The organism is Neobacillus niacini, from assembly GCF_030817695.1.
In the GTDB taxonomy this organism is placed as follows: Bacteria; Bacillota; Bacilli; order Bacillales; family Cytobacillaceae; genus Neobacillus; species Neobacillus niacini_F.
This window is the reverse complement of record NZ_JAUSZQ010000002.1, coordinates 3,971,770-3,996,129: the sequence shown is the minus strand read 5'-3', so window position 1 is coordinate 3,996,129 and position 24,360 is coordinate 3,971,770. Positions and strand designations below refer to the sequence as shown.

24 protein-coding genes and 1 tRNA gene are annotated in these 24,360 nt (G+C 36.2%); 15 read left to right on the top strand and 10 right to left on the bottom strand.

Annotation, left to right across the window (positions count from 1 at the left end; all coding sequences use genetic code 11):
* Positions 1-75 precede the first annotated feature (75 nt).
* Complete coding sequence (locus tag QFZ28_RS20090; protein ID WP_307196288.1) at positions 76-288, bottom strand: DUF192 domain-containing protein; 213 nt, start codon at positions 286-288, stop codon at positions 76-78.
* 181 nt (positions 289-469) lie between these two features.
* Between QFZ28_RS20090 and QFZ28_RS20085 the strand changes: the two genes are divergently transcribed.
* From QFZ28_RS20085 to QFZ28_RS20060, 6 genes are all read left to right on the top strand, one after another.
* Positions 470-1,219, top strand: a complete 750-nt coding sequence (locus QFZ28_RS20085) for a sugar phosphate nucleotidyltransferase (RefSeq protein WP_307196287.1) — start codon at positions 470-472, stop codon at positions 1,217-1,219.
* Between the two features lie 135 nt (positions 1,220-1,354).
* Positions 1,355-3,058 (top strand): LamG-like jellyroll fold domain-containing protein, encoded by a 1,704-nt coding sequence (locus QFZ28_RS20080; RefSeq protein WP_307196286.1) that lies wholly within the window; start codon positions 1,355-1,357, stop codon positions 3,056-3,058.
* A 105-nt stretch (positions 3,059-3,163) separates the two neighbouring features.
* On the top strand, positions 3,164-3,847 hold the full coding sequence (locus tag QFZ28_RS20075) for a DUF1796 family putative cysteine peptidase (protein ID WP_307196285.1): 684 nt from the start codon (positions 3,164-3,166) through the stop codon (positions 3,845-3,847).
* Positions 3,848-3,962: 115 nt separating this feature from the next.
* Entirely contained in the window at positions 3,963-4,151 is a 189-nt protein-coding gene (locus QFZ28_RS20070) for a hypothetical protein (RefSeq protein WP_307196284.1), read from the top strand.
* An 89-nt stretch (positions 4,152-4,240) separates the two neighbouring features.
* Complete coding sequence (locus QFZ28_RS20065) at positions 4,241-5,392, top strand: hypothetical protein (RefSeq protein WP_307196283.1); 1,152 nt, start codon at positions 4,241-4,243, stop codon at positions 5,390-5,392.
* A gap of 93 nt (positions 5,393-5,485) precedes the next feature.
* Positions 5,486-6,769 (top strand): glycosyltransferase family A protein, encoded by a 1,284-nt coding sequence (locus QFZ28_RS20060; protein ID WP_307196282.1) that lies wholly within the window; start codon positions 5,486-5,488, stop codon positions 6,767-6,769.
* A gap of 9 nt (positions 6,770-6,778) precedes the next feature.
* On the opposite strand, the gene QFZ28_RS20055 is transcribed toward QFZ28_RS20060, so the two are convergent.
* The 3 genes from QFZ28_RS20055 to QFZ28_RS20045 form a co-directional block, all read right to left on the bottom strand.
* The gene (locus QFZ28_RS20055; protein ID WP_307196281.1) at positions 6,779-7,609 is read right to left on the bottom strand and encodes a glycosyltransferase family 2 protein; all 831 of its coding nucleotides are present in this window, start codon (positions 7,607-7,609) and stop codon (positions 6,779-6,781) included.
* A gap of 45 nt (positions 7,610-7,654) precedes the next feature.
* On the bottom strand, positions 7,655-8,536 hold the full coding sequence (locus QFZ28_RS20050) for a glycosyltransferase family 2 protein (protein ID WP_307196280.1): 882 nt from the start codon (positions 8,534-8,536) through the stop codon (positions 7,655-7,657).
* A gap of 93 nt (positions 8,537-8,629) precedes the next feature.
* Positions 8,630-11,680: a hypothetical protein gene (locus QFZ28_RS20045; protein WP_307196279.1), complete on the bottom strand. Its 3,051-nt coding sequence runs from the start codon at positions 11,678-11,680 to the stop codon at positions 8,630-8,632.
* Positions 11,681-11,995: 315 nt separating this feature from the next.
* On the opposite strand from QFZ28_RS20045, the gene QFZ28_RS20040 reads away from it, so the two are divergent.
* On the top strand, positions 11,996-12,760 hold the full coding sequence (locus tag QFZ28_RS20040; protein WP_307196278.1) for a GT-D fold domain-containing protein: 765 nt from the start codon (positions 11,996-11,998) through the stop codon (positions 12,758-12,760).
* 74 nt (positions 12,761-12,834) lie between these two features.
* Here the strand turns inward: QFZ28_RS20040 and QFZ28_RS20035 are convergent, their stop codons facing one another.
* Together QFZ28_RS20035 and QFZ28_RS20030 are read right to left on the bottom strand one after the other, a co-directional pair.
* On the bottom strand, positions 12,835-13,236 hold the full coding sequence (locus tag QFZ28_RS20035) for a M67 family metallopeptidase (protein WP_307196277.1): 402 nt from the start codon (positions 13,234-13,236) through the stop codon (positions 12,835-12,837).
* Positions 13,237-13,261: 25 nt separating this feature from the next.
* Positions 13,262-13,405, bottom strand: coding sequence for a hypothetical protein (locus QFZ28_RS20030; protein WP_307196276.1), 144 nt, complete (start codon positions 13,403-13,405; stop codon positions 13,262-13,264).
* 166 nt (positions 13,406-13,571) lie between these two features.
* On the opposite strand from QFZ28_RS20030, the gene QFZ28_RS20025 reads away from it, so the two are divergent.
* Positions 13,572-14,231 carry a hypothetical protein gene (locus QFZ28_RS20025; protein WP_307196275.1) on the top strand — a complete coding sequence of 220 codons (660 nt, stop codon included), beginning with the start codon at positions 13,572-13,574 and terminating at the stop codon, positions 14,229-14,231.
* A gap of 52 nt (positions 14,232-14,283) precedes the next feature.
* Entirely contained in the window at positions 14,284-14,832 is a 549-nt protein-coding gene (locus tag QFZ28_RS20020; protein ID WP_307196274.1) for a hypothetical protein, read from the top strand.
* Between the two features lie 133 nt (positions 14,833-14,965).
* On the opposite strand, the gene QFZ28_RS20015 is transcribed toward QFZ28_RS20020, so the two are convergent.
* The gene (locus tag QFZ28_RS20015; RefSeq protein WP_307196273.1) at positions 14,966-16,102 is read right to left on the bottom strand and encodes a hypothetical protein; all 1,137 of its coding nucleotides are present in this window, start codon (positions 16,100-16,102) and stop codon (positions 14,966-14,968) included.
* A 257-nt stretch (positions 16,103-16,359) separates the two neighbouring features.
* Between QFZ28_RS20015 and QFZ28_RS20010 the strand changes: the two genes are divergently transcribed.
* Positions 16,360-16,698 (top strand): DUF1360 domain-containing protein, encoded by a 339-nt coding sequence (locus QFZ28_RS20010; protein ID WP_307196272.1) that lies wholly within the window; start codon positions 16,360-16,362, stop codon positions 16,696-16,698.
* A gap of 319 nt (positions 16,699-17,017) precedes the next feature.
* Entirely contained in the window at positions 17,018-17,212 is a 195-nt protein-coding gene (locus QFZ28_RS20005) for a hypothetical protein (protein ID WP_307196271.1), read from the top strand.
* A 473-nt stretch (positions 17,213-17,685) separates the two neighbouring features.
* Here QFZ28_RS20005 and QFZ28_RS20000 read toward each other — a convergent pair whose 3' ends face one another.
* The gene (locus tag QFZ28_RS20000) at positions 17,686-18,057 is read right to left on the bottom strand and encodes a helix-turn-helix domain-containing protein (RefSeq protein ID WP_307196270.1); all 372 of its coding nucleotides are present in this window, start codon (positions 18,055-18,057) and stop codon (positions 17,686-17,688) included.
* Between the two features lie 353 nt (positions 18,058-18,410).
* On the opposite strand from QFZ28_RS20000, the gene QFZ28_RS19995 reads away from it, so the two are divergent.
* Both QFZ28_RS19995 and QFZ28_RS19990 read left to right on the top strand, forming a co-directional pair.
* Positions 18,411-18,590 carry a hypothetical protein gene (locus QFZ28_RS19995; RefSeq protein WP_307196269.1) on the top strand — a complete coding sequence of 60 codons (180 nt, stop codon included), beginning with the start codon at positions 18,411-18,413 and terminating at the stop codon, positions 18,588-18,590.
* Positions 18,591-18,616: 26 nt separating this feature from the next.
* Positions 18,617-18,742: a hypothetical protein gene (locus QFZ28_RS19990; protein WP_307196268.1), complete on the top strand. Its 126-nt coding sequence runs from the start codon at positions 18,617-18,619 to the stop codon at positions 18,740-18,742.
* A 28-nt stretch (positions 18,743-18,770) separates the two neighbouring features.
* On the opposite strand, the gene QFZ28_RS19985 is transcribed toward QFZ28_RS19990, so the two are convergent.
* Both QFZ28_RS19985 and QFZ28_RS19980 read right to left on the bottom strand, forming a co-directional pair.
* A tRNA-Arg gene (locus tag QFZ28_RS19985) sits at positions 18,771-18,844 on the bottom strand.
* Positions 18,845-18,901: 57 nt separating this feature from the next.
* Positions 18,902-19,612 carry a YwaF family protein gene (locus QFZ28_RS19980; RefSeq protein WP_307196267.1) on the bottom strand — a complete coding sequence of 237 codons (711 nt, stop codon included), beginning with the start codon at positions 19,610-19,612 and terminating at the stop codon, positions 18,902-18,904.
* Between the two features lie 163 nt (positions 19,613-19,775).
* Between QFZ28_RS19980 and mutS the strand changes: the two genes are divergently transcribed.
* Both mutS and mutL read left to right on the top strand, forming a co-directional pair.
* Entirely contained in the window at positions 19,776-22,367 is a 2,592-nt protein-coding gene (gene mutS, locus QFZ28_RS19975; RefSeq protein WP_307197081.1) for a DNA mismatch repair protein MutS, read from the top strand.
* A gap of 12 nt (positions 22,368-22,379) precedes the next feature.
* Positions 22,380-24,254 (top strand): DNA mismatch repair endonuclease MutL, encoded by a 1,875-nt coding sequence (gene mutL / locus QFZ28_RS19970; protein WP_307196266.1) that lies wholly within the window; start codon positions 22,380-22,382, stop codon positions 24,252-24,254.
* Positions 24,255-24,360: the final 106 nt, after the last annotated feature.

Genomic DNA, 24,360 nt, shown 5'->3' with positions numbered 1-24,360 from the left:
TCCGGGGAGATGAATTCAATCAAACCTTTACATAATCATCTTCTTTAATTTGATTTTTTTCAAACCAACCAAGATTCACTTCAATGGCATAATAATAATAAATCCCTGGATCATAAGTAGGACATATTTCCTCTTAACAGGGCTCCTGTCCCGTATTTTTAGAATTCTCCCATCTGAATCAAGAAAAGCAATAGATAAAGGAATTAATGTGTTTTTCATCCAAAAGCCGCCATATGTTTTTTCTGAAAACACAAATAACATCCCCTCGTTCTCTGGCAATTTATCCACATAATGTTAACGGCATGAACATCATTCCTATTTTCTGATGTTAAAGCATTTTTTAGGGTATTAACCTGTTTGCTAATTCTACCAATATAGGAAGCAAAACAAGCTTCAATTCATAAAGTGTATAATCGAATGTCAAATCTTAATAGTACAACATACTAATTAAAAGGAGCTATTGGCAGAAATGAAAGGTGTTATCCTTGCTGGGGGAACAGGGTCCCGACTGGAACCGTTAACTAAATATATCAATAAACATTTATTACCAATCGGTGCGTATCCCATGATCTATTGGCCTATCCTAAAATTAAGAGAATGTGGTATTCATGAAATATTAATCATTACGAATACAGATCACCTTAGTTCCTTCATCCAGTTATTGGGAGATGGTGAAGGGTTGAATGTTTCGCTGCAATACAAAATACAAAAAAATACAGGAGGAGGAATTGCTGATGCACTAATGAGTGCAAAAAAATTTGTAGGCCAAGACAAGTACGTTGTCATACTCGGAGATAATATTTTTGAAGATTCATTGAAACCATATGTGGATTCATATAACAAGCAAAAAAACGGTGCAAGGGTCTTATTGAAAGAGGTCACGGATCCTTCCCGATACGGGGTAACCAAAATAGATCAAACGAAAAAAAAGATAATGTCTATTGTAGAAAAACCCAACAATCCACCTTCCAACTATTGTGTAACCGGTATATATATGTATGATCAAACAGCATTTGAACTCATTCAAGAAATAAAACCATCATACCGTAAAGAATTAGAAATAACGGACCTAAATAACCTTTATATTAAAAGAGACCAGCTTGAATATGATATTTTACACGGCTGGTGGATTGATGCCGGAACCCATGAATCACTATTTAGAGCCAATACATTAATATACAATCGTATATTGGAGGGCGCCCCTGAGAAACTTCTCTAGCTCCAAATAATCGATATACTGCTAGTAAAGGCATCTGCTAATTTACTTCAGATCCTATAATTAAACCTTCAATTTGCGAATACTCATTTTTTATGCAAATTCGTTTAAAAAACTCCCAAAAGGTGGTTTGAGAAAATGGAATTTAAACATGGCTCTCTCTATTTTTCTGGTGCTGATTTAATTCAAACCAAACCGTTATTCAAAGATATAAACAACACCTTTACCATTGAATTTTGGGTAAAACCAGAAGCTTCACAACTGATGAATAGAATACAACGAACATCCGGAAATGGAGGAACAACTGGCCAAAGATATGTGATTGGACCCGGTTATGGAGACGATGAAGAAAATGCTGGAATGGGTGTTTCAGTTGGAACAAATGGGATAATTGTTTACGAACATAGTTCAAACTACCTTCCCCCAATACTAGTTCATCCTACACCAATATTGAATTGGACGCATATAGCTATCGTTTATGATGATAAAACACCATCACTGTATATAAATGGGAAACTAGTAAAAATAGGGTTGAAAAGTAATAAAAAACATGTTCATCCGTCAGGTACTTTAGGCGGATTAGAACCGTACGGGTTTTATGTTGGCTATTTAAAAGATGTTCGTATTTGGAATTTTGCTAAATCGGAAGAACAAATTAGGAAAAATCTATCCAAACGATTAACCGGAAATGAAAAGGGCCTTTACGTTTATTGGAAACTAACAGACGGAATCCAAGCCAACTTTAATCAAACAGACGATAAAGAATTAAAACTAGCTAATGACCCATTGGTTGAAAAAGTTTCTGCTCCATTAGTAAAAGAAGTAAATGATAACATCGTTTTTTGTACTTCTATCTGTTCAAACTATTTACCAAAAGCAATGGTATTAGCCAGATCGATTAAAAAGTTTCACCCCGATTCTAAAATGGTTGTTTGTTTAGTCGAAGAAACGGTACCCCCGGCCGCGAAAACTTTTGCTTACTTTGATGAAATCATTTTAGCCAAAAATTTAGGTATTGCTGATTTCTATCGTTTTATATTTAGGCATAATGCATTAGAAGCATCAACAGCCGTAAAAGGATCTTTATTTACTTATTTATTAAATACGTATAAGCATCATAGTAAATTTATATACTTGGATCCTGATATTTATGTACTAGATCGATTGACTGAACTCTACTCCCTTTTAGATCATCATTCTATTATTGTAACCCCGCATCTGTTAGTACCTGAAAATAAAGATAATGTTGTTTCTATTAAGGGTAACGAGATTCAAATACTCCGAAAAGGAATTTTTAATTTAGGTTTTCTTGCTATAAACAGAGAGGCTAATTCTGAGCAATTTATTTCATGGTGGAGAGACAGGCTGTTCCAATACTGTTATGACGACACAGCAAATGGACTTTTTACCGATCAAAAATGGGTCGATCTAGCTCCCAGCTTTTTTGATGTTTTTATCCTAAAACATCCGGGTTATAATGTGGCGCCTTGGAATTTATCCAAGCGTACGATCCATTTGGCGGAAACAGGTCAGTTTTTAGTTAATAACCAAGCTTTAAAATTCGTCCATTTCTCTGGTCTTGACTCTGGAGCAAATCTATCCGTAACAAAGTACTATGTACCAGACCCCGCGAATCCCATTTATTTCATTCGCTCGCAATATTTACAGGAATTAAACGAAATGGGCCAAGATTCATTTAAAAAGATCCCCTGGAGTTATGGTCACTATCGAAATAATGAAAAAATACAAAGGAAAGCACAACTGAACTATCGGGAGAATCCAGTTTTACAACGTATGTACAAGAATCCGTTTCAATATTCGAATACCCATTTTTTGTCATAACCACTCTTTCCCCAATATGATTGTGTTCTGTTAAATCATCTCACTATTTCTTAATAAAGGAATGTTTAAAATGATTGATCAAAAAAAATTTACATTTAAAAAGGTGTGGGAAACTTGAAATTAAAAGATATTAAGATACCTTATGATGTTATTGTCAGTTTAGGGTCTTGGTGTGGTGTGGCCACGGAGTTAAAGAAGCATCAATTAAGAAAATTTTCAGGCCCATTTGATTGGGTCACCACTCCATCACTTCTTGACATTAATCGATTATTAAAAACCAGATTTCAAAGTTATATGGATATTAAAAATATGAAATATGTGAATAAATCAAAGTTTGTTATTACAAATGATGATGACCAAGAAACCGTAACGGAAAGGGAAACCTATATTATACAGGATACTATGAACAATATAGCTTCCTATCATGATTTTCCGGTTATCCCTAATCAAAGTTGGGAAATGTTCTATCCTTCGTTTAAAGTAACGCTTAACCGAAGAATTAATAGGTTTTATGAAAGAATAAGTAAGAGTCAAATGAGTTTATTTGTTCGTTATAATGCGAGTTACCAAGAGGTGGCAGAACTAAGCCAAATACTAAAGGGGCTAACGGACGGAAAATATCATATATTGGTCGTTAATCCAGTAGAAGGATTACCTGCATTAAGGGAAGAAAATTGGGATTTAGATCGAGCAGTATGTGTGTCTATTCCATTTGTACGTTCAGATAAAACACAATGGAACAGCCAAGATTGGGATATTATCCTAAATGGAGTAATAGTAACTAAGTAAGATCACTTCTTTTGCTTGTCGATGAGGTCAGGGGACTTTGGTAAACAATCTGATTCATCAACTTTAATAAGATAAACAGATGCATTTCAGCCGGGCTAAAAGGAGTGGATTACAATTGGATTCAGAAAACCAACATTTAGATCAGGTATTAAAAGAAATTAGCCATGCCATTATTTACATCAATGCAGCCGTCAGTGATTTTGAGCTGCAAAGTAACTATGAAAGAGTACATGAGCTCAAATTGGTATTATCGTATCTGCAAATGTGTCAAAAAATCATTTTATATGGTCTATTGCAAGACTAGTAGTAAGTTTGTGTAAAATTTACAAACGAATGTAACCTGGAATGAAAAATTTAAACGTTATACTGTATTTTGGAAAAAGGACTGGGAGGATGGAAAGAAGTATGGGGGATTATAACAAGACGATTAATGAGGTCATTTTGCATGTAGGTTTGCATAAAACAGGGACAAGTAGTATACAAGCAACACTTTATTCGCAGGCGAACAATATACTAATGGAAAAAAAAGATTATCTATATCCTGCCAGTTTAGATCCCAATCATTCTATCCCTATCTATAGTGCATTTTGTGATTTCCCTGAAAAATATCATATTAACGTTTTGTTAGGCTATGATATCGAACAAATTAAAAAAATTAATACTCAAAACCTAAAAGCTTTAGAGATGGAGATTTCAAAAATTCGGAAATCTAAGTTAGTTATTGTGGGAGAAGATATTTCTTCACTATCAATGGTGAATTTACATTTATTAAAGAAATATTTTGAGTCATTGTCTTCCAATGATGTTACCTTTAAAGTGATCATATATGTAAGAAATCCTTTGACTTGGTCGATTAGTTCGATTCAAGAAAAGATAAAAGGGGGATATACGTATCACGATGCTTTTAATGAGCTTAAAACCATAGTAAAAGATTTATTTACTAGTAGTATAAGTAAGTTTATAGAAGTGTTTGGGAAAGACAAGGTTAAAGTTTACCCTTTTGAAGAGGCCATTCAATCCAGCTATAGCATTAATGGACATTTTTTGTCGCTACTAGGATTTAAAGAATCGGAAATAAAACAATTTAGGATGGCTAGAGCGAATGTGAGTATTTCAAAAATATCAGCAGAATTAATCTCTTTTATAAATGAAAAATTACCTTTAAGCCAAAACAACAAATTAAATGAAAAGAGATCTAATGGAGATATTATTCCGCTTTTAACGATTAGAGGACCTAAATTTGATATTCCACATGCTGACAAGGGTGAAATATTGGAAATATCCAAAGACGATAGAAAATGGTTAAAGGAAATATGGGGAATAGATTATTTAAACTCGAAAGAATTAGCTGTTAGTGATGGGAACAAAGAATTTTCTGAGGAGACTTGTTTGGATATTAAAAAAGCCTATTTTAGTCCACTTCTTTCTTTAGACCTAAAAGATTTACTTTTCAATTTTTTGAAAGAGGAACAACATCAAAATGTTCTCGATACGAACTGTTTTCTAAAAAGCCTATTAGATGAAATAACGGAAGTAAGAAATTAAGAAAAAACTAATAAAATATTTTATTGGTCTAAAATTACTACACTGATTATAGGATTATGATAGTTGTAAGGAGAGTACATTCGAGGTGGTAAAATGGAGCAGCTCGTTTCCATTATTTTAACGAGTTATAATAAACCGAAAACGATTGCCGGAGCAATCGAAAGTGTCATAAAACAAACTTTTCCACATTGGGAACTTTTTATTATGGATGATAACTCGAATAAAGAGACGGTCCAAATTATTAAAAGATATTTACATGATCCAAGAATTTATTATTTCAATAGCCATATAAAGGATGAAGAAAGATTTAAAACTACACGATATGCAACATTAATCAATAATGCCATTCCAAAGAGTAAAGGAGAATTTATTACCTATCTAACCGATGACAATGTTTTTTTACAGGATAGAATAGAAAAAATGGTAAAAATCTTCGTTCAAAATCCCAATATTGATATTGTATATTCACAACAATTGGTGAAGTGGATCGATGAAACCGCCCAGGTGGTACAACAGTTTGTTCGGAAAACAAGAGGGGTTTTAAACAATCCAGTTGGAGTAGTCGATCATTGTTCCATCATGCATACAAGGAAGATTCTCGAAAAAATATACAACCTTTATGGGAGTTATTGGGATGACGACCCAGACTATTGGTTTAATGGAGATGCAGCCTTCTGGAAACGCTTAACTAATTTTTCATTATTTTTTCCTATTCCTCAAACCCTTGATATCGCATTAAAAGACCCTTATTCTTTCCAAAGGCTTTATAAGTTTTTGCCAGAAAATATCCCAAATGGAACTCTTGTTAAAGGTCTCTCATCAGATCTTTATATCATCGATAATCAGGAAAGAAGAGAAGTAATGCCTCAAGTTTTAGAAAGATTAAAATATGATCCAAGTCTAGCCGTAACAATCCCTGATCCGTTCCTTTTTAAATATAATAAAGGAACACCTGTGGACCATACCGTCTTTCAAAATCTCATAATCATGCCAAATCAAAGACTAATTAAATCACATCATCATCCATCCGTATATTACCTTCAAAATAATCAAAAGCGATTAATTAATAATGAAAGAACGTTTAGACAATATAAATTTCAATGGAATAAAATAGTAATGGTGGATGACCGACTATTGTCGGAAATACCGGATGGTCCCGCTATCGAAGAGATCGGAGTAAATTCTGCATTGTTACCGGATGGTATTTTATTTAAAGAAAAAAGGTATTATCTCAGTCAAAATAATCACCTGCATCTTATAGAGGAAAATGTTGCGGAAAAACTTAATCTGCCAATAAGGAATCCAGTGATCATCGGCCGTTCATTTATTAACCGATTTAACCAAGGCGTGCCGTTTACATGGAAATATATTCATTGAAAAAGCCATTCAAAAGGGAATATAATGTCGTTCCCTGTTGAATGGCTTTTCACGGTTTACCACTACGTTAATTCTACTTAAATCGGTAATTTTCCATTTTTCCATAAACTTTTTTTCACTCTCAAGTATGGCTCTCCGCTGCTGAAATGGATTGGTCTTAAAGCTGCTACTCCCATAGTGGTGAATATAAACGTCATTAGCCACCCATAACGTTTTACCGCTGATACGTGCCCTCACACTGAAATCCGTATCTTCAAAGTATCCCGGATTGAACCCTTCATCGAGTCCCCCAATTTGATCAATGAGGGATTTCTTGAATACCATACAAAGTCCGCTTAAATAATCGGCTTCACAACCCTGCCTGAAATGGCTTTTTGACCAACGGGCAGCGAAAAGCTGCATTTCTCTCATGGTATCATAGGGTACCGGATGAACCGACTGTTGAGGTAAAATATAATTAGACCTTGGTCCAACAATTCCAATCGATTCATCCTGATTCATCCACCATAATAAACGGGTGAGCCATCCAGCCGTAACAACTGTGTCGTTGTTTAGAAGAACAATATTTTCTCCTTTTGCAACCGATAATCCCTGGTTACAACCGCCGGGAAATCCTCGGTTGATCCTATTGGCAATGACGGTTGTTTTGGGTAATGTTTTCAGGTATCCGACTGTTCCATCAGTTGACTTATTGTCTACGATAATTAATTCAAAGTCCTCTCTTGTGTGATTAAAAATGCTTGCTATACATTCCTTTGTATATGAGAGGCCGTTATAAGTAAGAATAATGATTGAGGTTAATGGGGAAGAAACCGTTAACTCCTTGTTATTTTGGATCATTTTTTCCTATCCTCCACAAAGGGACTTCTAAAGGTATCTATTACGTTAAAAATTAATGTTGAATTTTTTAAAGTACCATTCATCGTCATATTTTCGCTTTGCAAAATACCTTTTTCTTTGCATTCTTACACCGTCTCTAACCACCTCGGTTTCAACTTCGGCGGCACTTTTCCCATGGTGAATTAATTTTTTGCATTTTCCAATCCGGGCTACGTTGAAATGAGAGTAGGCCATTCTCAGTAAATTGTAATTTACATCGTCATAACTCACTTTGTAAGGGTGGGATTTTCTAAATAGATGGAGGATTTTTACTTTAGGCTGGACATGGCAGCGATAACCAAACAGCCATAATTTAATCGAAAGCTCAACGTCCTCGTGCCCCCATGTTTTAAATCCTGTTTCGAAACCGCCAACATCTTCAAAAGCCGTTTTCGTAATCGCGAAGCATCCTCCCGGTATGATAGGCGTTTCAAATAGAATCGACCGCTTTGTGTTCCACTTTGTCCCAAGCCTTGTATTTAGGGTTTGACCATAACCAATAAGTGAGGGATCCTCCTTTGAAGCAATTGCTGCACATACCGCATCTGTTTTTCTGGCAATTAACGGTGCTACTAAATGATCAATCCACCAATCTTCAAATTCTAGGTGGGCATCGCAAAATATTAAAAAATCACCTGACGAATTTTTAGCACCAAGGTTCCGGGCATTGGCCGCACCAATTCCATTTGTTTGGATGAGTTTTATAATGTCTTTATTTTTGTAGGAAGACAAAAAGTCACAACATCCATCTACGGACGCATCGTTCACAATGATTACTTCATATAAAAAATTGGTTTGAACTGTTAATAACGAATCAAGAGTTGACTTAACATTTCCACCTTCGTTCTTAGCGGGGATAATAATCGAAATGAAGGGTTGAGTACCCATATATAAACCTCCCTCAGAAAAGTTCACCTTAATTGGACAGTTTGATAAAATTTTTTTATCTATGATTAAGGAATTACCTCGTTACCCTATACATTATTTGCTGCGGGAATTTTTAAAAGGATCAATACAGGTCGTTATCATCTTATCTCGATATAAAGGATTTTTTTGCTTGAAAATATTGATTGAATCGTCTTTCGTTGCAGGGCTTTTTTGATTATCTAATTGATTATAAAAGACGACTCCCTCTTGAGCATTTGTTTGTTTAAGGTTTTGAAGGAGACTTTTGCTGTTATGATTCGTAAGGGAATGAGACAGGGAATCTTGTTGTATCGGCTGTTTAAAAGAGTTGTGAGCGGCGGCTTGGTTCATTGGCGAAAAGTTCGAATTTCCTAGTTGAGAGAGAGGTGTCCTTAATTTTTGGGTTTGTGAGGTGTTCAGTTGAGCTATATTGTTGGTTGCTCCATATGTTTTTGACGGTTTTTTACTCTCCTTTTTTTCATTGAATTCTTTCATGATCATTTCATTTAGACGGCTGATCTCGCTCTTTAAAGTAGTTTCTTTTCCCTTAAAAGTGTTAACTAAGTTCGTAAGGTTGGTGATTTCCTCCTGAGAAGATAATTCTTTCGAACGAAGATCGTTAATGGTTTGCTTCAAATGGCTTATTTCACTCTCTAGAGTGGTTTCTATTTCCTTAAAAGAATTATTTACCTTCGTTAGCTCTTGTTGATGAAGTTTTTCTTTGGAACGAAGATCTTCAATCGTTTGCTTCAAAATATTAATTTCGCTCTCAAGAGAGGCTTCATTTTCTTTAAAAGAATTATTTACATTAGCCTCTTGTTGATGAAGTTTTTCTTTGGAACGAAGATCTTCAATCGTTTGCTTCAAAATGTTAATTTCGCCCTTAAGAGCGGCTTCCTTTTCCTTAAAAGAATTATTTACATTAGCCAGATCTTGTTGGTGAATTTTTTCTTTGGAATGATGATCTTCAATCGTTTGCTTCAAACGGTTGATTTCGCTCTCAAGAGCGGCTGCTTTTTCCTTAAAAGAGTAATTTACCTTTGTCAGCTCTTGTTGATGAAGTTTTTCTGTTGAACGAAGATCTTCAACCGTTTGGTTTAAAATGTTAATTTCGCTCTCAAGAGCGGCTTCCTTTTTCTTAAAAGAATTATTTACATTGGCAAGCTCTTGTTGATGAAGTTTTTCTTTGGAACGAAAATCCTCAAGCGTTTGCTTCAAAATGTTAATTTCGCTCTCTAGAGAGGCTCTATTTTCTTTAAAAGAATTATTTACATTAGCCAGCTCTTGTTGATGAAATTTTTCTTTTGAACGAAGATCTTCAACCGTTTGGTTCAAAATGTTAATTTGGCTCTCAAGAGCGGCTTCCTTTTCCTTAAAAGAATTATTTACATTAGCCAGCTCTTGTTGATGAAATTTTTCTTTGGACCGAAGATCTTTAATCGTTTTGTTCAAAATGTTGATTTCGCTCTCAAGAGCGGCTGATTTCTCCTTAAAAGAGTTATTTACCTTTGTCAGCTCTTGTTGATGAAATTTTTCTTTTGAACGAAGATCTTCAACCGTTTGGTTCAAAATGTTAATTTGGCTCTCAAGAGCGGCTTCCTTTTCCTTAAAAGAATTATTTACATTAGCCAGCTCTTGTTGATGAAATTTTTCTTTGGACCGAAGATCTTTAATCGTTTTGTTCAAAATGTTGATTTCGCTCTCAAGAGCGGCTGATTTCTCCTTAAAAGAGTTATTTGCCTTTGTCAGCTCTTGTTGATGAAGTTTTTCTTTGGAACGAAGATCGTGGATGATTTGATTTAAGTAGTCGGTTTCATTCTCGAGTGCAGTTTCTCTTTCATTAAAGGAATTTACCATTTCAGTAAGCCTATCAACCTCTTGCTCGTAATCTTTTTCCTTTGACTGAAGACAGGTAATAGATTGTTTTAAATTGTCTATCTCATTCCTATAAGTCATTTCGCTTTCCTTATAGGAGTTGATTTCGCTCTCTAGAGAGGCTGATTTTTCCTTAAAAGAATTATTTACATTAGCCAGCTCTTGTAGATGAAGTTTTTCTTTGGAACGAAGATCGTGGATGATTTGATTTAAGTAGTCGTTTTCATTCTCGAGTGCAGTTTCCTTTTCATTAAAGGAATTTACCGTTTCAGTAAGCCTATCAACCTCTTGCTCGTAATCTTTTTCCTTTGACTGAAGATAGGTAATAGATTGTTTTAAGTTGTCTATCTCATTCAAATAAGTCATTTCGCTTTCCATATAGGAGTTAACTAAATTAGTCAAGCTGCTGATTTGTTGTTGATGGCCATTGTCTTTCGCACGAAGATTGTCAATGGTTTGATTGAGGCTTTCGGTTTCATTCTGGAATGCCGTTTCTTTTTCGTGTAACAATTGTGTAAGCCTCTGAACCTTTTGTTCGTACTCTTTTTCTTTTGACAGAAGTTGATGAATTGTTTGGTTCAAATCGTTTATCTCATTGGTTAGAGAATTTTCTTGTTCTTTAGAGGTTCTAAGTAAATTGGTTAGAGTACCAATTTCTTCATGAAAGTCGGTTTCCTTTTGTTCATAATCTTCAATCTTTTTATTAAGATTGGTGATGGTGATTTTATCCTCATTTTCTTTTTCCATTAATTGCTTTATTGTTTGTTTAGAATCTGATATACATTGTTCAATGTTTAGTATCTCTTTTTGGATTTCTTCTATTTGACGGTTCAACAATTCATTATTTTCGTTAAGGGATTCGTTAATCGCTTTGTATTCCTTGTTTTCGTTTTTTATTTTCCATAGCTTATCATGAACTTTTTCTTTTTCGCTTTTGATATTCTTAAATTTTATATCATAGTTGTTTTTGCTTTGTTGCAGTTCATTTTTCAAGTCATTTATTTGATTAGACAATAAGTTATTTTCCTCATTTTTTATTTTTACAATTTTATATAGTTCTTCTAATTCTATTTTCAATTCGTTCATTTCTGTTTTTAACATTATCATTTTACTTTTTTTTGTATCTTTTTCGTATTCTCTAAGTTTCGCTTGATATAGGGCTAGTTCGGACTTTAAATGAATAATCAACTGCTGAAGCTGTAAAGAAGAATACTTATCATATTTCTCTCTTTCTATATTTTGTCCCATCATCAAATACCTTCCTTTATTTTTATGTTCGATACCCCCAATGAATTATCTTTCCTGAACTTCATTGGAAAAGGTAATGAACTCATTCCACTGGCTTTCAAATATGTCAATTCATTTATATATATGAAAGTGGAAACAAATGGTACATTGTATAAAAAAATTCCTGTTTCATGACAAGCCCAATTAAATAGTTATGGTTTACTTTTAGGTGAAATATGGGTTTAAAACCTTTTAAAGAGTCATAAGTTTTGTTCTTAAAACGTATATATTACCTGAAAGATCAGGTCATTGGAAGGAATATAAGGCTTATCAATACTCTTGAAAAGGACTGTTGATGTGTTTAAGCGTAATTATCGTTATGAAACTTTATTCTTTGATAATTCACGAATAATCAATATGATACAAAAAGCGTATGAAATGAAAAGTAGCTTATCCCTGGGTCGATTTGGAATAGGGGAAATCAGCTACTTAAGTTGGCCAACGAACACTCTACTATTAGAAGATTTTAAAAGATACCAATCCTATGCAGGGATTAACGGTTCACCTGATATCATTAAAAGTGAACTCTTAACTGCTTTAAAAACGGTTGATATCGCCGGATTCATTATGCCTTGGAGGCTTGAGTACTGGGCGCAAGCAACGGATCGGGTACTTGAGAATTTAAAATTCTTTCCTAAGACGATTTGTTGTGCATGGCTTATGCACGATATGGTTCACCGAGGAACACTTTGGACGTTATTAAATAATAAAAAAGTCATTCTAATCGGACGCCGCTCGCAGGAAGCGGCTCCGATATTTTTGGAAAAAGGGGTTACTATCACAGGAGTTTTCAACTTAAATGGATTTGAAGATTTGGAAACGGTGTTCCATTCGATAGTGAATGAAACGGATTGGGAAATAGCTTTGATCTCAGCTGGAATACCAGCAACGATTTTGTCCCCGCGAATCGCCAAATATTCCGGGAAGATTGCCATCGATTTTGGGCATGCCCTTGATATCATTCTTGATGGAGACAGTTTTAACCATTCCAAGCTTGTCGAAGAATGGAATTCTAACAGAAATAAGATGGATGAAGACTCCTAACCCGATAAAATTGAAAAACTCGTATTAAATGAAGAAAATACGAGTTTTTCTAAGTGATTTTTTCTTTTTAAATTTTAATCGTTAATTTTATTAATTTTAAAAGGGATTACACGTACTCCTTTTATCTGAAAAGCTTCAACATCTGGTTGAATCTTTGAGTGTGCGAATGAAAGAATGATATGTGTAATTTCCGGATAATTGTTGTAAGTGATATCTTTAAGAGATGGGTACGCTTTAGTCGTTGGGTGTGAATGATAAATTCCAACAAGCTCCTCATTCCTGCTATGAACTAAGTCAAATACTTTTCTAACCTGATCTAAGTCCATTGAGTAGGAGTTAGGGCTATGATCCATGTTTTCCATTGGCCAGAGGGATGTGGCTATACCGTTTTTTCCTGACAGAAGGCCGCACCCTTCGAAGGGTAACTCATTGCAGCAATGAGTTACCATCTTTTTAAAAACGCTTTTCTTGATCAAAAAAGAAGCGGTTGTCGATGAACTGTCAAACCTTTTTTCCGCAGCATCCTTTTCTTGCAGGTTGTACCTGAAGACTGGAGATAGACTTATTTGATTGAAAGGGTTTGGGACTTGGACTTTTAATACCTAATTTTGCTCTTAACTTTTGACGCAGTTTATCATCTGCCATTTTATTCATCTCTCCTTTTCTGGGTTACAATTATAAAATATGTACTCCAGTGGGTTTAGGAAACGAAAATTTTTCTATTTGGGTAGCCTAATTTATAAAATTTCGGAAAAGGTAAGGCGAAAAAATAAGGATCGTCGGGAATCATTTAGAGAGGGGAGAGATTGAATTGGACGTTTCTGTTGTATATGAAGAAAGGGAAATTGTAAAGATCCCCTATACATCTATTCCATCCTTTTTTTTACTCCTGAGGGAAAACGGTTTTCCATTTAAGTGGGATGAACAGAATGGGAAGATCCAATTACTGCCGGGGTTAGCGGGGAAAACGATTTTCATTCTTAAAGAAACATTCAAGGCTCCTTATTCTGCTCAAAGAGTAATTAAGAAATTCATTGACGATATTTCATTCTTTCTTAAAGGCAGCGGGGCATCGATTTATTCGGAAAAAAACTTGCCACTAAACGTAAGCGCAGACTTGCGCATTATTTTGGACATGTATGAAGACCCTTCTATCGATCAACCCAGTCTAACGGTACATCATGATATGAAACCCCATAATCACAAGTGGATTTATATCCTAAAGGAAGAGTGTCGTGAAGCCGGAATAGACTTTACTACAAATGTTAAAGAAGCTGAAACTCAACCATACATGAAGTTTCTTATGAAGGTACCCCGATCTGCTCAACCTGTATTTACAGAATCGCTGAATAAAAAATTTCAGCTAATCATTTCAATGGGAATCCTAGCACGTTTCCAAACCAATAATCCGTTATTTTTTATTATCCTATCTTCCTCTTCACCAAATTTCTTTTCATCCGTCAATTCCTAATAAGTACCAGACAAAGATCCTAGAGGAAAGTAAAAAAGAAAAAACGGCTAAGGTGATTACTGAATCGGCGATTCCAACGGATCGCATAAAACCTCAACAAGATGTTTTAGAGGCTACCACCGATAAAAACGAATTGAAAAACAGTGCCGTTGAAGCATTTTTCGACTATCAAATCCTATTCGATAGGAATAAGAATAGTAAAATTATCGTATTTGGCAATTTAATAATCAAAAATACAGGAAATACCGTATTGCAGAATCCCATTATTTGTTTCCAGTTGTCCCCGAAAGGAAATGTAAATTTTACCGGTCAACTTGTCCCTCCAAATATTGCCGAGACCCGAGGGGTCGTGAATAGTGAAAAAGGCTGGAAGTATATGTATGATGATTGGTTTCAACAAGCAGAAGAAAAAGGTGAAATTTGGATATGTCCGATTAAGTCGATTAACATATTACCTGGGCAGAAAGAGTCGTTTCAAAACTTTCAAATTAGTCTTGTTAAGGAGGAGAATCAGCAAAACCTTAAGGTGGAAGGATATGTTTACTTTCAGGAACAAGGTCTTCAATATAAAGCAAATAATAGGATAACCCTGTCATTTTAGTAGTATTGGTTCATGGTATTGAAAATCAACCTTGAAATTATCCATTTGATTATAACTCTAATTGTAAACCTAAACCGGAAGAAGATCTGCCTTCTCCCGGTTTTAGGTGCTTATTAATCTTGATTGTAGGATTCTAAAATCGGCTGCATGGTCCTACATCAACTGTCAATCCTGTGTTAGTAAGTGTTGAAAGTGCGATCGCTACAGTTGTGGTAGCTCCCGTAATTGTAAGTGTTGTCGTTCCAGCTGATGATAATGCTAGAAGGAATGTTGCATTTTCTGGAACTCCACCTTCTGGTGTGATTACACCGGTACCTGTTACTGTTAATGTTGAAAGTCCACCAGGTAGGGTAGCAAGTGCGCAGACTGGCTGGTTGAATTCATCCGATGTAAATGTAAAGCTTTGGTCGATTGCCCCGATTTCTGATGGTGCTAATGTTGACCCTGGATCCTCGACGAAGGTTACCTGAAGACTGCTGTTTGCTAAATCACATTGGTCACAAACTAGTGCAGCAAAATCGAGTGTTCCAGAAGTAAGGCCGCCTAGTCCATCTTCTGTGACAGTAATTGTTGCAAAACCGGCAAACTCTGCTAAGCCTTGGCAAGCACAGTTTAATGGCGGGAAGAAGGTAGGACATTGCTGCGGGAAGGTTGGGATTGGGCAAACCACTTCTTCTTCCGGAAGTGGAATGGCAGGGCGTGGTCCGCAGAATTTAGCCTCCACTTCGAGTTTAACCGGTGCTACAACTTGAATATCTTTACACATAACAACATCAATAACTACCATGTTGCCAAGCATTTGATTTAAAACGACTGAACATTGAACATCAAAGATTGTAGCTTCAATTGTCGTTCCTGGCGGGTTACAAAGAATCACATCATCCACAAAACTTACTGGAACGACAAATTCACAACCTGGAAGAGGAGTACCATTACATAAGAATTGAATACGAATATGGGCATGGAAAGCAAGTGTAACGATATTTGCACCTGGGACTCCTGGGATATTGGCAGGTCTTGTTCCCAGTACGTCCGGTGGTGTTGTTGCCGCTAATGAACAAGTAGCTGTGACATTATTACCCAGGTGGCGGCAATTTTCGATTTCCGCAAAGCACGCATCTGGGATAGGTACTTTATTACGGTCACGATTCGTAAGCACCACCCAGTCATAAACTTTTGTTACCTGAATACATTCCGGCCCAATCGGGTTAGGGTTTAATGTTGGTGGGACAGTCTGTTGACCGCGAATGGGTTTTATATCTTTTTTCATCAAACATCTTCCTTTCATCTCTTTAGGTCTTTACCTTTGCACTAATATACTATGGAGACAGATGTTGATAGGTAACTCATCTTGTAAAAATGGGCTCATTAAGTTAGATTTAGCAGGCTCTATTTAGAACAAATACAATATCAACTTAAAATAAGGTACGCGGACGAGGACTTAATAATAGAATTATAGAAAGATGTAATTTTTTGAGATGGCGAAGAAATTATGAAAAATAAGAATAACTTTTGGGGTGAAATACCATGGTTCATATCAATTGGATCGATCTTATTATTATCATCTTAGCCACATTCCGTTTAACCCATTTAATTGTTTTTGATGAAATTACCTCTTTCATTAGGAAACCTTTTATTACAGTAACCACTATTGAAAATTCTTTGGGGGAACTGGAGCCAAAAATAGAAATTAAAGGAACGGGTTTACGACATTTTATTGGTTCTCTTTTAAGCTGCTATTGGTGCAGCGGTTTATGGTGCTCTATATTCGTTGTTATTATTTATTGCTGCTTCCCGTTCACTTTTCCAGTATTCTTGATTTTAGCAGTAGCAGGTGGGGCTGCCATTCTTGAATCAAAAATCTAAAAAACAGATGAATATACACAACAGAGAAGGTTTACCCTAAAGATAACGGCTAAGATAGCAGGTCAGGGCTGTCGAGAAAGTCTCGACAGTCATTCTTTTTTCTTTTTACTTTAGCGATTCACCGCGGTAGTGTGATGTGATGTAATGTAATGTAATATATTAAATAATGGGACGGTGGATAGGATATTTAAGCCAAAAGAGAAATTCAATGAATTTTTTTTAGACTTAGTACCCCAAAATCACCTGTTAAGAATGGCGACCGTAGGTCAAACGTTATGGATTTAAAGTAGAATCTGCGACTCTTGATTATCGTTACCAGATGAATCCGAAATGTAAAGAATACATGATCGGATTATTTTTTGAGTTATTGTACATAGAAGAAATCACCAACAAAGATTTATTTCTAAATAGAAGTTTAGGACATGGTAAAGAGCGAGGTTTATATGTTTGCCCAAATGGTCAGGAGTTACGATATCGTACGACTACAAGAAAAGGCTATAGGGAATATATGTAAACAGACCAATTCGCAGAAGCAATCATCAATAAATAATTCGGGGAAAAAAATTGCCGAGAAAAATACCATTTCTCGGCAATCTGACCGGCTAAGATAGGCGCCGGTTTCTTTATCTATGTGTTAACTGCTTATGACGTTGGATAATTTAATAATGAAACTTATAGAGGGATTTCTGTCAGTGATGAGAGTATAAAATTAGTTCCAATGGTTTTCTTCGTGTCTAAATAAGTGTCTATCAATAAATTTTAATTGGAAGTGATTTTAAAAGTGACCAAAAAAAGAATAGGGAGTTTAAATTTTTCTTATAAATGTTTCATGAGAGTGATGAGCCTGGTTACATCCACTCATTTGAGCGATATTATAAAAAAAGGGGTTGAGTAAAAGGGTATAGTTGTTATTATATATCGGACATCTGTATTACTTTAGTTATTAAATTTTTCCAGTTAATTCGGAACGTACCAGTTCATTATTATTCACCTAGTACTATCAAGGGTACTACGCAGCTTCCGAAGAACCTCGATGGCGAACTCAAGTTCTTTTTTAGATATCTGCTTTCCATCTAGCAGTAACTCGAATTTTTTTTTTGATTGATTACAACTGATATCTAGTTCCTTTAAAAGCTTATTTTCATCTTCATAAGTATTGTCATTATCTGTTTTAAAAAAATAATTCATATCAACATTGTAAACTTCAGCGACTTTCAGTAATAAATCTAAGGAGGGTTCATATATCCCTCTTTCAACTTTAGATAAATTACTATAATCGTAATTTATCCGTTGTGCTAATTGTTTTAAAGTATCCCCATGCTTTTTTCTGAGAACTTTAATTTTCGAATTGTAATTCATTGTTGATTTGGTCCCCCCCCTTATATTTCTATTTTACACGGAAATTAGTTTTATGGAATGTATTTCCACAAAATTAGTTAAAAAAGCAAAAATTAATTGGTTACCAAAACCAATTAACTGCATATATTGTTATTAATCAAACATCTTCCTTTAACAACAGGTTTAAAACCCTGTTGTTTTTTTTTGAATAGAAGAAGAGTTGTTCCTCGGCGAGGAAATGTTGGATCTAGATGAAAAGGATACATATATCGATACCGAATATGAAGGGATACGTTCGACCGTCGTTAAGTATAAGTCATTACTGAACGTAGAAGAAATTGATTAATGTCAGAAAAACCAAAAACCTGAACAAAGTGGGAAATCATAATTCTGGATGCGAATTTGATGCCATTAGCTCAGCAGCCCAATTTGGTATTTATGAGGGTTTTACAGTTGATTATAATGCTGACAAAAAAGGAACTGAAATAAATTACGAATTCCTAAATGAGGTAGTGATGAATTTTCAAAAGGAATATAAAATTGACCGCAGCTAGAAAGAAGGAATTGAACGATTGCAAACGTGGGAGGTAAAACAATCCCAAAGCAGCAAGTATTTGAATGTACGTGCAATGATTATTACATTGGCGGTGAAGAAGATAAAACCATTAATGCCTTATTGCAGCAAATTTGCTTTGTGCAAAAATAAAAAGCCTTGAAAAATCAAGGCTTTTGTACGTCCCGAAGAGGATTCGAACCTCCGACCTACAGTTTAGGAAACTGTTGCTCTATCCTGCTGAGCTATCGGGACACTATTATTGGGAACGTTACTTATTATAAATAGTTAAAGGGAAAAGGTCAATTAAAATTAACCATTTTGCCTTTTATTCCTAAAGATCAGCCAGACGATCAGACTAAGGGTGATTAATAAAAACTCCAGTGATAAAATGTACCAAGGAAACGGTCCTAACAGATCCAGTAGGCTGCGACTCTGGGGTTTATGACTCAAGAACATATAATTTCCGTCTACTGCCTTATTAATCAGCATAATGATAGGCAGTAGAACATTCAAAAAGATAAACAGTTTTACCACGGACCAAATGGTTGGTCTATAGCCTACAACCCAAGTGAAATAAAAAACAACCCAGATGCTCATTAAATGGGTATAAAAAAAGTGAAAAAAGCGAAAATGAGGGAAATCGAAATTTAATAATGGAGTAAAGATTGCCTGAGAGGCACCTAATAAAGCAGTAAATAATAAGATTTCATGAATGATCTTTTTCCTCGTTAACAATAACAGTACCGATAAAATGAGGCTGAGGCTGCACAATTCTAATGGAATGGCATGGCTGACATTCCACATATCGTTAACATTCATCCAAATATGGTAAGTTACCTCTATGGTTATTAAAGATATTCCTAAAGCTACCTCTGCCTTTCTCCACTTTCTATCCTTTAGTCTATTTCTATTTATATAAATCAAAACAGAACCTAGAAAAAGAAGGGCTATAATCACAAAATGGCTGACTGAAAACATTTCAAAATTAAATTCCCTATAACTTCCTCCAAACCACTCCATCCTGGACCACCCTTTTCGGTTTTGTACTATGAATATATGCAGGTATTTTACATCCCCGACCATTAATAGATAAAAGAAATTTCTACCTAATCTAAGTTTACTTGAAATATGGTATAATAGTTTGTCGAAGATACTCGAAATGATTAAACAAGTGGAGGGCATTATGGCAGGTTACACTCCGATGATACAGCAATACTTAACGGTTAAGGCAGATTATCAAGATGCCTTTTTATTTTTTCGCTTAGGCGATTTTTATGAAATGTTTTTTGACGATGCGATTAAAGCATCGCAAGAATTAGAGATTACGTTAACTAGCAGAGAAGGCGGCACAGAAGAAAGAATCCCAATGTGCGGAGTACCGTATCATTCTGCTCCTAACTATATTGAACAGCTAATTTCAAAAGGCTATAAAGTGGCGATTTGCGAGCAAATGGAAGACGCCAAACAAACCAAAGGCATGGTGAGACGGGAAGTCGTCCAACTTATCACACCAGGAACGGTAATGGATGGTAAGTCGTTAACGGATAAAGAAAATAACTACATTGCTTCTATTTCTTACTTTGATGATCAAACTTATGGATTTGCCTATACCGATCTTTCAACAGGTGAAAGCAAAGTAACACAGCTATCAGCTAATTTTGATGAAGTATTAAATGAGATTGCTGTTTTAAGCACAAAAGAAGTGGTTGTAGCAAGCAGCTTTGACGCTGAATTGCAAAGGAAAATGCGGGAGCGCGATGTACTCGCGATTTCCTTTGAAGATAATAGTTCAATAGAAATGCAGTTTTCACATCAGTTGGATAATCTCAATCAAGACAAGCTGAAACAAACGGCAGCAAGACTGTTTCACTATTTGTACCGCTCCCAAAAGCGAAGTCTTGACCACCTACAGCCTGTGACTACTTATCAAATCCATCAATATATGAAAATTGATTACTACTCAAAACGAAATCTTGAATTAATAGAAACGATTCGCTCCAAAGGAAAGAAAGGCTCGTTACTGTGGCTGTTAGATGAAACGATGACAGCAATGGGCGGCCGGATGCTGAAAACGTGGATTGATCGTCCGTTACTGTCTCGTGATGAAATAGTGCACCGTCAAACGATTGTAGAAGTATTGATGAACAAGTACTTCGAACGTCAGGAGCTGCGTGAAAAGTTAACCGAAGTTTATGATTTGGAACGGCTTGCAGGACGTGTAGCCTTTGGGAATGTGAATGCCCGCGATCTCGTGCAGTTAAAGCGTTCATTACTGCAGATTCCTTACCTAAAACAAATTCTTCGCGGCATGGAGCATGAAGTGGTAAAACAAATCGCAGATTCACTTGACCCTTGTGAAGAAGTGACAGACTTATTGGAACAGGCAATTGTTGATAATCCACCTCTTTCACTCAAAGAAGGGAATATCATTTGCGACGGATACAATGACCAGTTGGATCAATACCGTTATGCCAGCCGAAACGGGAAAACCTGGATTGCTCAGCTTGAACGTGAAGAGCGAGAAAAGACGGGGATCAAATCTCTAAAAGTAGGCTTTAACAGGGTATTTGGTTACTATATTGAGGTTACGCGTGCAAACCTTCATCTTTTAACAGAAGGGCAGTATGAACGTAAACAAACCTTAACAAATGCAGAGCGCTTTATTACCCCAGCTTTGAAAGAAAAAGAAGCTTTAATACTCGAAGCCGAAGATAAATGCGGTGAGCTAGAATATGAATTGTTTACGGAAATCCGAGAGATTGTCAAAGAACATATTCCACGCCTGCAGGCTGCTGCAAAAGCTGTAAGTGAACTTGATGTGCTCCAATGCTTTGCTCAAGTAAGTGAAGAGCGCCGTTATGTAAAACCGAAGTTTTCAACAGAGGGTAAAGTGGTTATAAAGGAAGGCAGACATCCTGTGGTTGAAAAAGTGTTGAATGCACAGGAGTATGTAGCCAACGACTGCTTTATGGACACTGATCGTGAGATCCTACTGATCACAGGTCCTAACATGAGTGGTAAAAGTACCTATATGCGTCAAGTTGCATTAACTGCCATCTTAGCGCAGATAGGCTGTTATGTACCGGCTGATGAAGCGGTGCTGCCAATTTTTGACCAAGTATTTACGAGAATTGGAGCAGCGGACGATTTGATTTCTGGCCAAAGTACATTCATGGTGGAAATGCTCGAAGCTAGAAATGCCTTGACCAATGCTACGCAAAACAGTTTGATCTTATTCGATGAAATTGGCCGAGGAACTTCCACCTATGACGGGATGGCCCTTGCACAGGCAATTATTGAATACATTCATAAACATATCGGTGCGAAGACACTGTTTTCAACTCATTACCATGAATTAACTGTCTTAGATAATCAGCTTGAGAAATTAAAGAACATTCATGTTAGTGCGATTGAACATAATGGAAAGCTTGTTTTCCTTCATAAAATAAAAGAAGGACCGACAGATAAAAGTTATGGAATTCATGTAGCACAGTTAGCTGAGCTTCCGAAGGAACTAATCCATCGTGCCAATGAAATCTTATCTGCACTAGAAAAACCTAATGTACAGCCAGTCGCAGTTAATAATCCAGTGAAGTTGAAGGAGCATCCAGCACAGCTGTCATTTTTCGATGAACCGAAAGAGCCGAAGAAACAAGAGCTTTCTTCTAAAGAAAAGAAAGTTTTAGATAAAATGAAAGAAATTGATTTACTTGATATTACTCCGCTTCAAGCGATTAATTTGTTGTACGAGCTTCAAAAAAAGTTGAAAAACTAGGAGGTGACTCGTATGGGTAAGATTATCCAGCTAGATGACGCACTATCCAATAAAATTGCAGCGGGAGAGGTAGTCGAGCGTCCAGCTTCTGTTGTAAAAGAATTAGTAGAGAATGCGATTGACGCTGGCAGTACGGTCATTGAAATTGAAGTGGAAGAGGCGGGATTGGCGAAAATTCGCATTACGGACAATGGGAATGGCATTGAAGAAGAAGACGTCTTACTAGCTTTCCAACGTCATGCGACAAGTAAAATTAAGAATGAAAATGACTTGTTCCGTATTCGTACCCTAGGGTTTCGCGGGGAAGCTCTCCCAAGTATCGCTTCCGTTTCACGGCTTGAGATGAAAACTTCAACCGGTGATGGTGCAGGAAATCGCGTGGTCATTGAAGGCGGCAAGGTTGAGGTGTATGAGAAAGCTTCGAGCAGACGCGGAACGGATATTACCATCACTGATTTGTTTTTTAACACACCAGCACGCTTGAAGTATATGAAGACCATTCATACGGAGCTTGGCAATATCACGGATGTGGTAAACCGACTTGCACTATCCCACCCAGAAGTCGCTTTCCGCTTAATTCACAACGAAAGAAAGCTGCTGCAAACGAACGGAAATGGTGATGTCCGCCAAGTGCTTGCGTCCATTTATGGAATGGCGATTGCTAAACAGCTTGTACCGATATCAGGGGAATCACTTGATTACAAGATTAGCGGATATGCCTCGATGCCTGAGGTAACGAGAGCGTCAAGAAACTATATTTCTACGATGATTAATGGCCGTTTTATAAAAAATTATGCCTTAGCAAAAGCGATTCAGGAAGGATACCATACGTTACTTCCTATAGGAAGATTTCCGATTGTTCTCCTCAATATTGAGATGGACCCATTATTGGTGGATGTTAATGTACACCCATCAAAAATGGAGGTTCGTATTAGTAAAGAAACAGAACTAAATGAATTGGTCACAGGTATTATTAAAAACGCGTTTAAATCGAAGATATTGATCCCATCAGCTTATACACAAGAGAAAAAAGAGATACCAAAGTCCGAACAGACTACGTTGGTTCTGGATGAAAGAACAAAGGACATACCGGTTACAAAAGAAGTGACATGGGAGCGCCCGGTTTTTTCTGGTCCGACAATTCAAGAAAAAACGGAAACAATCAAGGTCAATATTGAACCGGTGCCCCCAAAAGCTGAAGTGGAAAACGATCATCAAAATTGGGAGTTCGAAGAAACTGATCCAGAACCAATTGAGTCAGAGCGGTATACGGCGGTTACACACGATGAGGAAAAAATAGAAAGCAGAATACCCCGGTTATATCCAATTGGACAAATGCATGGAACGTATATCTTTGCTCAAAATGAAAATGGTTTATATATTATCGACCAGCATGCTGCCCAGGAACGCCTCAAGTATGAATATTTCCGTGAGAAGGTGGGACAAGTCCAAGCTGAGCTTCAGGAGCTACTCGTTCCAATCACGCTGGATTATTCAACGGATGAATATCTAAAAATAAATGAAAACCGGATTGAACTGGAGAAGGTTGGGGTATTCCTTGAGGAATTCGGATTGAACAGCTATATCGTTCGCTCCCATCCACAATGGTTTCCAAAGGGAGAAGAAAAGCAAATCATTGAAGATATGATTGAGCAGCTTCTTTCGATGAAAAAGGTCGATATCAAAAAGCTTCGCGAGGAAGCTGCGATTATGATGAGCTGTAAAGCTTCTATTAAAGCAAATCGTCATTTGCGCAATGATGAAATCCAGGCGTTACTGGATGACCTAAGAAAAGCTTCCGATCCGTTCACATGTCCGCACGGAAGACCTATTATTGTTCATTATTCTTCCTATGAAATGGAGAAAATGTTTAAACGAGTAATGTAATCATAGAAAGAGTGTTTTCTTTTTAATAAGAAGGCACTCTTTTTTTATAAAATATTCAGAATAGGACTTCTATTTGTTTTGTGTATAGTGTAAAATTACACTATAA